The sequence below is a fragment of the Spiroplasma endosymbiont of Amphibalanus improvisus genome (genome assembly GCF_964030645.1).
In the GTDB taxonomy this organism is placed as follows: domain Bacteria; phylum Bacillota_I; class Bacilli_A; order Mycoplasmatales; family Mycoplasmataceae; genus CAXIPX01.
Genome location: NZ_CAXIPX010000001.1, coordinates 56,332 through 70,010, shown reverse-complemented (window position 1 = coordinate 70,010; position 13,679 = coordinate 56,332). Strand labels below are relative to the sequence as shown.

Annotated in this window: 13 protein-coding genes; 12 read left to right on the top strand and 1 reads right to left on the bottom strand. The window is 26.2% G+C overall.

The genetic code is table 4. The features are described from left to right. Nucleotides 1–15: 15 nt before the first annotated feature. A complete protein-coding gene (locus tag AAHM77_RS00320) occupies nucleotides 16–504 on the top strand; it encodes a deoxycytidylate deaminase (RefSeq protein ID WP_342252144.1) in 489 nt (162 codons plus the stop codon). Here AAHM77_RS00320 and AAHM77_RS00315 read toward each other — a convergent pair. After that, nucleotides 501–1,163: a ribonuclease HIII gene (locus tag AAHM77_RS00315; RefSeq protein WP_342252143.1), complete on the bottom strand. Its 663-nt coding sequence runs from the start codon at nucleotides 1,161–1,163 to the stop codon at nucleotides 501–503. The two genes, AAHM77_RS00320 and AAHM77_RS00315, sit on opposite strands and share 4 nt — an antisense overlap. Before the next feature lie 82 nt (nucleotides 1,164–1,245). Between AAHM77_RS00315 and AAHM77_RS00310 the strand changes: the two genes are divergently transcribed. The 11 genes from AAHM77_RS00310 to AAHM77_RS00260 all read left to right on the top strand — a co-directional run bounded on the left by AAHM77_RS00310 (nucleotide 1,246) and on the right by AAHM77_RS00260 (nucleotide 13,643). Further along, a complete protein-coding gene (locus tag AAHM77_RS00310) occupies nucleotides 1,246–1,572 on the top strand; it encodes a holo-ACP synthase (protein ID WP_342252142.1) in 327 nt (108 codons plus the stop codon). A 7-nt stretch (nucleotides 1,573–1,579) separates the two neighbouring features. Continuing rightward, nucleotides 1,580–1,987 (top strand): single-stranded DNA-binding protein, encoded by a 408-nt coding sequence (locus tag AAHM77_RS00305; protein ID WP_342252141.1) that lies wholly within the window; start codon nucleotides 1,580–1,582, stop codon nucleotides 1,985–1,987. A gap of 83 nt (nucleotides 1,988–2,070) precedes the next feature. Next, nucleotides 2,071–3,735 carry a DEAD/DEAH box helicase gene (locus AAHM77_RS00300; protein WP_342252140.1) on the top strand — a complete coding sequence of 555 codons (1,665 nt, stop codon included), beginning with the start codon at nucleotides 2,071–2,073 and terminating at the stop codon, nucleotides 3,733–3,735. A gap of 33 nt (nucleotides 3,736–3,768) precedes the next feature. Next, a complete protein-coding gene (gene thyA, locus AAHM77_RS00295; protein ID WP_342252139.1) occupies nucleotides 3,769–4,638 on the top strand; it encodes a thymidylate synthase in 870 nt (289 codons plus the stop codon). Beyond that, nucleotides 4,639–5,109 (top strand): dihydrofolate reductase, encoded by a 471-nt coding sequence (locus AAHM77_RS00290; protein ID WP_342252138.1) that lies wholly within the window; start codon nucleotides 4,639–4,641, stop codon nucleotides 5,107–5,109. A gap of 94 nt (nucleotides 5,110–5,203) precedes the next feature. Next, nucleotides 5,204–6,013 (top strand): lysophospholipid acyltransferase family protein, encoded by an 810-nt coding sequence (locus AAHM77_RS00285; RefSeq protein WP_342252137.1) that lies wholly within the window; start codon nucleotides 5,204–5,206, stop codon nucleotides 6,011–6,013. 20 nt (nucleotides 6,014–6,033) lie between these two features. After that, nucleotides 6,034–7,344, top strand: a complete 1,311-nt coding sequence (locus tag AAHM77_RS00280; RefSeq protein ID WP_342252136.1) for a thymidine phosphorylase — start codon at nucleotides 6,034–6,036, stop codon at nucleotides 7,342–7,344. Nucleotides 7,345–7,372: 28 nt separating this feature from the next. Continuing rightward, a complete protein-coding gene (locus AAHM77_RS00275; protein WP_342252135.1) occupies nucleotides 7,373–10,000 on the top strand; it encodes a valine--tRNA ligase in 2,628 nt (875 codons plus the stop codon). Nucleotides 10,001–10,114: 114 nt separating this feature from the next. Further along, nucleotides 10,115–10,945 carry a hypothetical protein gene (locus AAHM77_RS00270; protein ID WP_342252134.1) on the top strand — a complete coding sequence of 277 codons (831 nt, stop codon included), beginning with the start codon at nucleotides 10,115–10,117 and terminating at the stop codon, nucleotides 10,943–10,945. A gap of 81 nt (nucleotides 10,946–11,026) precedes the next feature. Continuing rightward, nucleotides 11,027–11,557 carry a hypothetical protein gene (locus tag AAHM77_RS00265; protein WP_342252133.1) on the top strand — a complete coding sequence of 177 codons (531 nt, stop codon included), beginning with the start codon at nucleotides 11,027–11,029 and terminating at the stop codon, nucleotides 11,555–11,557. Nucleotides 11,558–11,648: 91 nt separating this feature from the next. Beyond that, a complete protein-coding gene (locus tag AAHM77_RS00260) occupies nucleotides 11,649–13,643 on the top strand; it encodes a ComEC/Rec2 family competence protein (protein ID WP_342252132.1) in 1,995 nt (664 codons plus the stop codon). Nucleotides 13,644–13,679: the final 36 nt, after the last annotated feature.

Here is a 13,679-nt window from a genome sequence, read left to right as displayed (position 1 = left end):
TTTAAGAGGGAGAAGATGGATAATTTTCGAAAAGATATTATAGGATGAACTTCATTATTTATGAATTTTGCTTCTTTAGCTGCAAAAAGAAGCAAAGACCCTTCAACACAAGTAGGGGCATGTATTGTAGACCCTAGAATGCCTAAAATTATTAGTACTGGATATAATGGTTTTCCATCTAAATTAGATGAAAAGGCATTTTCATGATCAAGTGAAAACGATGATTTTTATAAAACTAAATATGCTGTAATGGTTCATGCTGAGTTAAATGCTATTATTTTAGCAAAACAAGATGTATCAAGATGCTTTCTTTTTACTACATTGTTCCCTTGCAACGAATGTGCAAAAGCCATTATACAAGCGGGGATTAAAAGAATTTATTTTATGAGCAGACGAGACATCAAAGATAAAGAAAACGAATTTTTTACATTGAATTTATTCCAAAAAGCTGGAGTTCAGGTAAAGTCATTTAATCCAAAAAAATTAATTCTAAATGAGAATTAATTTTTTTTAATTTTAATATTAAAATGTTCTTTTGCAATTTGATTATATAATGTTTCATTTTGTTGGTATTTTTGTGCAATTAATTTTGTTTGATTGCTACATCCTAAAGGTAATTGTTTAAGATTATGTTGTTTTGCTAACGCTTTCATTGATTCTAAAAATAAATAACGACTAATAATAGAGCTAATTGCAATAGAGGCTAATTTACTTTCACCTTTGGTTAAGAAAAAGATATTTTCGGTAACTATGTTTTTTTTGTCAGTTAAATATTCAAAATACTTTTTTTCATTAACAAATTGATCAATGTAAAAGGCCCTAATTTTTGGACCATAATCATTTAACATTTCCCAAATAACTTTATTATGCCCCAGAGCTTTGAGTATATGACTATTTTTATATTGATTGTAAATTTTATTATAATCACAATTATTAAAAATAATAGTTTTATGTTTAACTAAATTCATTAATTTAGGTGCAATTTCATAAATTTTTTTATCGGTCAGTTGTTTACTATCTTTAACACCAAGTTTCTTAATTGCTTCAATGTTATCTGCTTCAATAAAGCTGCTAGTAACCACCAAAGGACCGAAAACATCACCAACGCCAACTTCGTCACTTCCTACAATGTTTAATGAATAATAATCCATTTTTTTGTCCATTCAATACACCTATCAAAATTAATATTTTTTTAATGATACATCAGAATTATAAAAATGTATAATTAAAAAAAGGTGATGAATTTTGGTTAAAAATATTGGAATTGATATTATTGAAAATAAAAGAATTAAATTAAAAGAAAAATTTGTTTTGCGTGTTTTATCATCAAGTGAATTTAAATTATTTAATGACTTTAAAACTGTAAAAAGGAAAAGGGAATTTGTAGCAGGACGTTGAGCTTGCAAAGAGGCGATTATAAAAATAATTGACCAACCCATTCCCTTTAATTGTATGGATATTTTTTATGTTCACCACAAACCAACTATTAAAATTTCAGATTTAGATATTAAAATATCTATAAGTCATGAAAGAAGACATAGTGTAGCGGTTGCTATCTTACAAGAAACATAAAAAATATATGCGTATTTTACATAAAAAACCTTTCTTTTTAGACCTTAATGTTAAATTTTGAATGGGAGGTATAAAAATGAATCAAGTTATATTAGTTGGTGAAGTGTGCGATGATGCTGAAACAATTTTTGATAAAAAAGAAGCAGAAACAAAGTTAATGCGTTTTCATTTATCAGTGCCACGACCTTTTAAAAATCGAGAGGGAAGGTACGAAGAGGATATCATAAAAATCAAAGTTTGGTCAAATAACGTAGAAGATTCCAAAGTCTCACTTAAAAAAGCTGCCATCATTGGTGTTAGGGGTAGAATAAGTTCATATCCTTATACCAATGCTGAAGGCGAAGAATTATTTTCCAACGATGTTATCGCAGATAGAGTTACGTACTTAACAACAAACGTGGGTAAAATAGATTAAAAACACTAAAAAAACACATTCTTTTGAATGTGTTTTTTTAGTGTTTTTTTGTTAAAATTAATTATGTCTTATGAGGTTATAAAATGAATGATTTTTTATTACATAAAATAACTTTATCAAGTATCATTTTTAAGTTAATGAATAATGCAGATCAAATAGGTGTTGCTTATTCTTACAAAAGAGAAAAAAATTATTATTTTTTACCCAATACAATAAAAAATTTAAGTATAGTTAAACAATTAGCTATTAAATTTGGTGATGATAAACAAGAATTAAGTAAAATAGAAAAATGAATTGCTAAAATTAAAGACTTTGAACAAGAAGCACATCTAAAAACTGTAGAAGGTTCAAATTTGCAAGTGTCTAATTTAAGAAAATATCAGCAAGAGGATTTAAAAAAGATTATTGGCAATAATTTCATAGCGCTCTTCAACGAACCAAGAACAGGTAAAACTCCCACCACCTTAGAATGATTAAAACATAAGGATTGTGATAAAATCATTGTTATTTGTCCTAAGTCATTGCAAAATTTGGTTTGGGTTGAAGAAATAAAAAAATGATATCCAACATTAAAAATTTATCAAGTGATCGATAATGAAGGTAATGTCTTTCCTAAAAATCAGCGTTTAAAATATATTAATAATTTTTTTAGTAAAAACATCAGTTCTGGAATTTTAATCATTTCAAAAGATACCTTTAAAACTTGTTATAAAGATATTGTTTATGCACCAGATCAAAAGATAGCAGGGGTCATTGATGAAGCTCATTGATTAAGAAATAATAAAACAAAACAATCAGCAACGTTACAATCAAAAGCAGTTATGCATTTAAGAAAACATTTAAGTTATGCAATAATATTGACCGGTACTCCTGTTGTTAATCACAACAGTGATTTATTCGGTCAACTATCGTTTTTATATCCAAAGAGATTTGATAATTATTGATCATTTATCAGTTATTTTTGGGAAATTGATTTTTTTAAAAATCCTTCAAAGTTTTTCCGGGATGCTAAAGATGAAAAAATAACACCCTTACAAGAAGAATTTAATAAACTAGTAGAACCGTTATTTATTAGGCGGTTAAGAAAAAGTGTGATGACATGATTGCCAATTGTTGAAAAAAAACAATTTTTTTTACCCCTTGATAAAACCCAATTACAAAAAGAAGTATCCTTAAAGATGCAATATAAAAATAGTTTACATGGTTCTGATAAGAGATTAGGATTGCTCATTCAAATGCGATTAAACGCTATTATTGGTCAAGGTAAACAATCTGCCAAAATAAAATGATTATGTGATTTTTCAAAACATATTGAAGACAATGAACAAATAATAGTTTACTCATCATTTTCACACAAGGTAATTCCTTTTATTGAAGCTGCATTACATGACACAAAAATATCTTTTGCTACACTGATTGGGGATACAAAACTACAAGAACGCACAAAAATTGTAGAAAGTTTTCGAAATAAAAAGTTTAAAGTTTTACTTTGTAACATCCAAGTGGCAAAAGAAGGGTTAACATTAGAAAACGCTGCTTATTCTATTTTTTTTGACCGCAGCTATAATCCTGCTGATAATTCACAAGCAGAAGCAAGATTTTTACCGATAGAACAAGGTAACAACGATGACAAAATCGTGATTGATTTAATTTCTATTAATAGCATTGAAGAGAAAATTCATAAGTTATTAGACAAGAAATATTTAATAACTCAACACTTATTAGAAGATGAATTAAATTTGTTATAATAATATACTTAATTATTTGGAGAGGATTTATAGATGGTTGAATATCTAAATTTATTAAAAACTGTATTAAATAAAAATCAGTATAAAAATGACAGAACAAATACAGGGGTATTGTCCGAATTTGGACCCCAAATGGAATTTGATTTACAAGCTGGCTTCCCGTTATTAACTACAAAAAAAGTTCATTTTAAATCCGTGGTTCATGAATTAATTTGATTTATTTCCGGAAATACTAACATTAAATATTTAGTGGATAACGATGTTAAAATTTGAAATGAATGACCTTACGAAAAATATAAACAATCTCAATGTTATAAAAATGAATCTCTAAAAGAATTTATTGATAAAATTAAAAAAAGTGAATCATTCGCCAAAAAACATGGCGACTTAGGTCCGGTCTATGGCAAACAATGACGGAACTTTAATGGTGTAGACCAATTGACTAATTTAATCAACGAAATCAAAAGTAATCCTAACTCTCGTCGGTTAGTAATTAGCGCTTGGAATCCTTCCGAAATAAAAAATATGTTATTGCCACCATGTCATGTTTTAATGCAATTTTATGTTTCAAGAGAAAATGAATTATCATGCAAGTTATACCAAAGAAGCGCAGATATTTTTTTAGGGGTACCATTTAATATTGCATCATATGCATTATTGACCCATTTAATTGCGCACGTATGTAATTTAAAACCTAAAAAATTTATTCACACCATTGGAGACGCTCATATTTATCAAAATCATTTAGAAGCAGTTAAAATTCAATTATCTAGAACACCAAAGTCGCTACCTACTTTAAAACTTAATAAACAAATTAAAAATGTATTTGATTTTAAATATGAAGATATTGTTTTAGAAAATTATGAATCATGACCATTAATAAAAGGGAAAGTTGCTGTTTAAATGATTTACATTATAGTTGCAATGGAAAAAAAACAAATAATAGGCAACAATAATCAATTGCCATGAAAAATTAAATCAGAATTAAAATTTTTTAAAGAACAAACAATTAATAAAAATATTTTAATGGGGCGTAAAACGTTTGAATCGCTACCTAAGATATTACCCAATCGACATACGATCGTGTTAACTAGAGATGTAAATTTTAAAGTGAATCATGAAAATGTAGAAGTGATCAATGATATTAAAGAGGTGCTTTTAAAATTTAAAAATAGTAAAGAAATATTATATATTTGTGGCGGCTCAGAAATATATAAATTGTTTCTACCATATGTTGATAAATTGATTATTTCTCAAATTCGAGGAAATTATAAAGGAGATACTTATTTTCCAACTGTAACATGAAATGAATTTCAAATCATTGATAAAAAAATATATGATGAGTTTATTGTAACAATTTACAAAAGAAAATAATTGGTTTAAAATTTAACTCCATTTAGTATTTTTTTAAATATAGTTTATAATAAATAATATTTATAATACTGATTATAATAAAAAGGCTTATTTTATGTTGTACTTTAAAATTTTAATTACTTTACCATATTTTTTAAATATGTTTCGTAAATCCAGGTCAATGACTAAAAAAATCTTAAGAAATCCTAATTCTGTTGAAGAAGAAAAACGTTATATCTGAATACACCGTATTAATCGTTATTTCTTATGGTTACAAGGAATAAAAATCGTTCCTCATGATTACCAAAATTGAATCGATAAAAAATGTTTAATTGTCGCCAATCATCAATCTAACTATGATCCTTCAGTTTTATTGAGATTGAATGATTTTAAAAGAGTTGCACCAATCGCATTTATTGCCAAGAAAGAATTAAAAACTGCTCGTATCTTTAAAAACTTTGTTCAGTTAATTGATGTTATCTTTTTAGACCGTGAAAATCCACGACAAGCAGTTGAAGTTTTGAATAAAGCTAGTAATTTGATCAGAATTCCAAGGGCGATGGTTTTGTTCCCGGAAGGAACAAGAAGCAAGAGTTATGAAGTGGGGGAATTTAAGGGTTCTTTTTTGAAAATAGCTCAAAAAGCGAATGCACCAATCATTCCGGTTTCAATTGTTAATTCCTTTAAAGCAAGGAAGAAAAAATATGTGCACATAATTTTTCACAAGCCACTAAAACCTAGTTCTTTTTTAACTAAAAATACAGAAGTTTTGTCAAAACAATTAAAAGAGACGATAGTTGCCGGTATTGAGGAAAATAAAAACATTACTCGTAAACAATCTAAAAAATTATATAAACAGCACAAAAAAAGATTGAAAGGTAAAAATAAACAAGCAACAGATGTAGGTATGGATTTAAAAATTTAATACCACAAGGAGGTTATAATATGCAAATGACAGATTTAATTGAAAAGAAAAAACAAGGGAAGAAACTACTAGAGTCTGAAATCAAATATATAATTAATAATTACAGCAAAGGTGTAATCCCTGATTATCAAATGTCAGCATTAGCGATGGCCATCTTTTTTAAAGGAATGGATGATGACGAAATTGTATTTTTAACAGAATCAATGCGTGATTCAGGTGAAGTTAATGATTTAACTAAAATTGAAGGTTTTACGGTTGATAAGCATTCTTCTGGCGGTGTTGGTGATAAAATTAGTTTTATTTATGGACCATTGGCTGCTAGTTTTGGATTAAAAGTTTTTAAAATGTCAGGTCGTGGTCTAGGGATTACTGGTGGAACTATTGATAAATTAGAATCAATACCAGGTTTTAAATTAGAAATTACCTTAGAAGAAGCAATTAAAATTATAAACAAATGCAATATGGTCATTATGTCACAATCAGAAAATATGGTGCCAGCTGATAAAAAATTATATGCTTTGCGTGATGTAACAGCAACAGTCAATTCCATTCCTTTAATCTCTGCTTCGATTATGTCTAAAAAATTAGCAACTAATGCAGATGGAATTGTTCTAGATGTTAAATGTGGTGATGGAGCGTTTATGAAGGACATAAAATCAGCCAAACAATTAGCAACATTAATGGTAAAAATTGGTAAAAAATGTAATAAAAAAATTACTGCAGAAATTACAAATATGGATCAACCATTGGGTCGTGCCATTGGTAATAGTATTGAAGTTTATGAAGCGATAAAAATTTTAAAAGGTGAATCAGATGCTAATGATTTAATTGAAATTGCCGCTCATTCTACAGCAGTTAGTTTAGTTCAATCAGGAATGTACGATGATGAAGATAAGGCATACAATGATTGCTTGAAAAAAATCAAAGAAGGAACAACATATCCTTTATTTGAAAAGTATGTAACTGCGCAGGGTGGAGATTTAAAATCGTTTGAAACAGATAATTTAGACCAATTATTAAATACAAAATATAAATTAGAAATTAAAGCTAAAAAAGATGGTTTTATGAATATCATTAGTAATGAAAAATTAGGTTTGTTATCTATTAAATTAGGTGCTGGTCGTATTGTAAAAGAGGAAAATATTGATCACCAATCTGGAATTTATTTAAATAAAATTACTGGTGAAGCAGTTAAAGAAGGTGATGTACTAATCACTTTATACACAAATAAAACTTTGCAAGATGATGTTAAAGTTTTAACACAAGGTATTTTTGAAATCACAACAAATAAACCTAAAAAACAAAAAAATATTTTAGAAGTAATAAATTAAAACTAAAACATTCACAAGGAAAGTGTTGATGAAAAAACAGGTAATGGTCGCTAAGTATGATCACCATTTAGTGGAAAAAAATAAATATGATTTTTGAACTAAAAATAATTTTTTTAAATGTGATAATTTAAACAAAGATAACAAACCCAATTTTTCAATTTTAATGCCCCCGCCAAACGTAACAGGGAAGTTACACATTGGTCATGCTTGAGATAACACTTTACAAGATTTACTGATTCGTTATAAAAAATTAGATGGTTTTAACACATTGTGAATTCCTGGGATGGATCATGCTGGAATTGCAACACAAGTTAAAGTTTTAGAACGATTGTCTGAATTGAAAAACATTTCTTTAGAAAAAATTGACAAGGAAATGTTTTTAAAACATGCCTGAGGTTGAAAAGAAGAATATGCACAAATTATTCGTCAACAGTGAGGAAAATTAGGTTTAGGTGTTGATTATGATGTTGAAAAATTTACATTGGATAATGACGTTAATGAAATAGTGATAGAAGTTTTTTGTGAACTTTATAATCAAAAATTAATTTATAAAGATAAAAAAATTGTTTCATTAGACCCTAAATTAAAAACTGCAATCAGCAACATTGAAGTTAATTATAAAGAATGTATATCTAAAATGTATTACTTTAAATATTACCTAGAAGATAAAACAGATTATTTGGTGGTAGGAACAACTAGACCAGAAACGATGTTTGGTGACCAAGCTGTTTTTGTCAATCCAAATGACAAACGTTTTACTCGATTCATAGGTAAAAAGTTATTGAACCCTGTTAATAACGAATTACTACCAATTATTGCAGATGATTATGTGAGCATTGAATTTGGTTCGGGTGCGATGAAATGTACGCCAGCACATGATGAAAATGATTTTGAGTTAGGTAAAAAGTATAATTTAAAATTTGTAGTTTGTATGAATGTTGATGGAACTATGAATGAATTGGCAAATCAGTTTGCAAAACAAGATCGTTTTGTTTGTCGAAAAAATCTGGTTCAATTTTTAGAATCAAAAAACCTGGTAGAAAAAATTGAAGAACATAATAATAAGGTAGGTTACTCTGAAAGAACAGGACAAGTAATCGAACCATATTTGTCTGATCAATGGTTTTTAAAAGTTAAATCTTTAACTGATTTAATTATTAAATTACAGAAAAGCAAAAATAAAATTGTTTTTTTACCTGAGTTATTTAATAATAATTTGTTGAACTGAGTGAAAAAAACACAGGATTGATGTATTTCGCGTCAATTATGATGAGGGCACCAAATCCCTGCTTGATACCATAAAACAACTAAAAAAATTTATGTTGGTAAAAATCCACCTAAAGATATTGAAAATTGAGAGCAAGATTCTGACGTATTAGACACTTGGTTTTCATCTGTATTGTGACCAATGATAGCTACTGGTTGAAAAACTAATGAAACATTATTTAAGAATTTTTTTCCAACAAATACATTAGTTACTGGTTATGATATTATTTTCTTTTGAGTTTCTAGAATGATTTACCAATCTTTAAAATTTGTAAAAGATAAACCATTTAACAATGTCTTGATACATGGTTTAATCCGTGATGCCCAAGGTAATAAAATGTCAAAGTCATTAGGAAACGGAGTTGATCCGAATTATATTATTGATAAATATGGCGCTGATGCTTTAAGATTTTTTCTAGTAACCAACTCTTCTCCTGGACAAGATATTCGTTTTTCAGAAGATAAAATTGCAAATTCTTGAAATTTCATTAATAAATTATGAAATGCTGCTCGCTATATTCAGACAAATATTAATGTACAAAGTGATTTTAAAAAGTTAGAACTAAGTAAAATTAAAAACCCGATCAATCAATCAATTCTAATGCAACTATGTAATTTAAAACAGCAAATTCAACAAAATATGAATAATTATGAATTTATGTTAGTTGGTAAGGAAATTTATCATTTTGTGTGAGATGATTTTTGCTCTTGGTATATTGAATTTAGTAAAGTAAATTTAAAAAATGAAGATAAAGATGTTGTTCAAGAAACTGAAAACACTTTATCGTTTGTGCTATTAGAAATATTAATTTTATTACACCCCTTTATTCCGTTTGTAACTGAAGATATTTATCAAAATTTAACAGGGAATAATTCAATTTTATTAGAGATCAATCATGATTGAAATTATGAATGTGATTTAAAATTTATCAATCATCTGCAAGATATTATTAGTGCAGTTCGCAATTTACGCAAACAATATAATATTAAATATTCACAAAAAATTGATATGCAATGTCAAACCGATGATTTAGAATGATGAACACAAAATAAACACTTAATTAATGATTACTTAAAAAAAATTATCAATACGGAATTTATTGAAATCACAAATAAATATGAAAATATAAATTTCACACCAATTGTTTTAAAAGAGATTGTGTTATTTGTTGAAACTAACCAATTAATCAGTAAAGATGAAAAAATTGAACAATTAAATATTGAACTAAATAAAATTGCATCAGAGATTAAACGTAGTGAAAATATTTTAACCAATAGTAATTTTATAAATAAGGCTTCAACTTCTAAAGTGAAACAAGAGCAAAAAAAATTTGAAAATTATAAAATTAAGCACCAAAACATTTTAGAACAACTAAATAAATTAAAGTAAAACAACTTTTTCGCATATAAAATTCCAATGTTAAATATGGTATAATTATAAGAGATAATTTATATTAAAAAATAATAAATCTAAAATTAATTTTTATTTTTATTGGAGTTTAATATGAAGAAGAATCATAAGATATTTATGTTATGAATACCTTTGATACTAGTACTTGGAATGTCTGTATTTCTAATTGTTTATTTTTCGTTAAGCGATAATGAAGAAACGGTTGATACTGCCCAATTAAAACAATCAATTGATAATGATGGTCAAATTTGAATTTTTGGAGATTCTAATGACACCCCGGAAACTATTGAAAGTAGATTTATTGAATGATTCAACAATAAAGTAGATTCGGAAATTAGTGATCGTGATGTTCAATGTAATTATTCAACCGACTATACGATTGAAGGTGATTTTTCTTTTAAATCAGATTACAGTCTCTCTTATAGTTATATGATTATAAAACCTGCGAAAGATTCTTCAATATTAAAAGGTCCATCAATACATCTATATTTTCATATTTTCAATGGAATTTTATTAAATACAGAAGATAATTATGTTGACTTTAATAATTATAATTTAGAAAACAATAATATGTATATTAGTTGTTTTAGACCAGATGGTTATTTTGAAAACCCATTAAATAATCAAGAGTATCTAAATTTTAATCTAGCAGTTAATTCTACATTTGATGATGTTTATGCGTACATTAATTCAAAATTTACAAAAAATACAATAGGTTTTAATTTTAATAACTCAGATATTAATGCCTTAGATTATTCACTAACAGATTTATCAGGTAATGCAATATCTATTCCATCACAAGCAAAAGATGAGTATGTGACAATCACTCCGAAAGATAATGAAACAGTTGAAAAAATATTTAGTTCTTCATTTGTAGAAAACACATTGCCTTGATCATTATTAGTCCATTTTTCATGAACATAATTTTAATTTTTAATTTAAAGTTTCCAGAATTTAAAAAGGAATTTTTTTTCTTGTTTTAATTTAATTTTAGGGGATAAATGAGTGAAAAAAATTAGTTGAATTTTTGCATTACTAACTTTGTTAATTTTAATTGGAGCTAGTGTCTTTTTTCTAAAAATTGCAGAACCGCCAATACCACCAGCACCAGTAATTAAAAATGAAGAAGTTGAAATTATTAATAAGTATAATGTTCCGGTTTTAAATGATTATATATTTAACTATGGAATAGAATTAGCAGATTCTGAAAAAGGTGAAACACTTTTTTGATTTTTGTATACACATAACTTTTATTTTGAATGATATAAAAGTATCAACGCCAACACCTTGAATATGAAATTAAAAGGTAGCGTCAAAATTGAATTAGAACCAGCAAAAGACCAAATTAAATATATGAGTGCTTACGATTTAAATGCTGAAATTTTAAACGAAATAGGCATGCCTATCTTTTTGCAAACCAGTGTTTTGCAAATATGCCATAGTGACAATCCAGAAAAAGCATCAATATTATCAAAATATTTGTCAGGAAGTTATAAAAAGTATTATACAATTCTTTGTGAATTTGTTTTGTTCTAGTCTTTTATTTTTTCGAAAAAATAATTTATGGTTTTATTCATTAATGCTTATTTCATTTTTTGCCCTAAGTTTTTCAATAATAAAATTTAATATGTATGGTTTAATCGCAAGTGCTATATTTTATAGTTTAACTGTTATTATCGGATTAAAATATTTTTATAAAATAATCATTCTTTCTTTAGTTAGTTTGATAGTTATGATTATATATTTTTGTTTTTCTCAAATTTTACAATTAGAAATTGAAAATGAATACCAAATGAAAGTAATAGAAGTTCATACAAATTATTTAATTTTAAAATATGGATGAACTAAAAAAATATATTATAAACTTAATTATTATGATCCTGAATTTACAATTGGGGACATCATTTTATTTAAGGGGTATTTAACCGATATTCACTTTTACAACAATGTTTATAGTTTTGATTTTGAACAATATTTAAATAATAAAAATATAATTTATCAAGTTAATATGCAAAACATTATAGATGTTCAGCATAGTAAGATGATTAGTAATGCCATATTAAATTATGTTACAAAAAATGATCAAAGTGGTTTGATAGATCTTTTGATTTTTGGTCAACATCAGGCAAATAATGATGAATTGTATACACTATTTGTTGATTTAAATTTAGTGCATTTAATTGTTTTATCAGGAATGCATATTAATGTGTTGTCATCCTTAATTTTATTTGGAGTAAATAAAATTCATAAATCAAAATATAATTTTCTTTTTCCATGTGGTTTTAGTTTATTATATTGAATAATATTGTCTTTTAAATTTAGCATTTTTCGATCAATAATCATGTTAATTTTCTTTTCTTTTAATAAGCAATATTTAAATTCTAAATATAATAATTTCCAAATATGAACAACAGCCTTATTATTTACAAATTTACTGTACCCCATACAATTTTTATCATCAGGATTTTTATACAGTTTTTTAACAACATTGGGATTAATTTTTCTAAATAAACAAATTAAACATTTAAATTTTTGATGAAAAATGTTAATTTTTAATATTAGTATTTGATTTATTACATTAGGTTTAAATATTTATTTTAATTATCACATCAATTTTTTATCAATATTTTATAATATGCTCTTAGAACCAATAATATCTTTTATATTCACAATTTTAGTAATTGTGATGTGATTTCCCTTTAATTTTATTATTGCAAAAGGTTTAAATTATTGTTTATTGCATCTAGTGTCATTGATGGGAAATTTTAATTGGCAACTCAATGTAGGGAAATTAAGTTTAGGTTTTGTAATAATGTATTATCTGTTGATAATTATAGTCTTTAATTATTTTTACAAGTTAAAAGTTAAAATTTTATTTATATCATTTTACTCATTATTATTATGTTCTTGGAATTGAATGATTTTACCAAATTACCAAATTGTAATGTTAGATGTTGGCAATGGTAATAGCATCATTATTCAGGATAAATATCATTTCAAAAATTTTATGTTTGATGCAGGGGTAGGGATTAATCATTTTGAAAGTCAAGATCAGGATTATTTAGAATATGCAGGTATTTCTTGGTTGAACAATGTTATCATTTCACATTATCATAGTGATCATTACAACAATTACCAATACATCAAACAACACAATATTGTGTTAAATTGTATTGATAACAGCCATCCGATTAATACTGTTGATAAAATAGGGGGATGTGAATTATATTATTTAAATAATAATTCACATCACAGCAATGATGAGAACGATAATTCCTTAGTTATTTTATTAAAAATTTATAATTATAAATTTTTATTAACTGGAGATGCTACAGCACAAGTCGAAAAAAATATTGGTAATAATCAGTTAATCCATAATGTCGATTTTTTACAAGTGCCACATCATGGATCAAACACATCATTAACTACACCATTTTTAAATTGAGTAAATCCAACAAATGCCTTAATTTCTGCTACTTATGATCAACAACAAAATTTCCCCACAGAAGAAACAATTGAGAAATTAGAAACAGCAGGATGTGATAACATTTTTATTACTTCACAAGCACATAATATAAAAATTAAAATTTGAAAAAATCATTACCAAATTAGTTTTTTCTAATATTAATAAAAAAAAGGAAATTTATTTCCTTTTTTT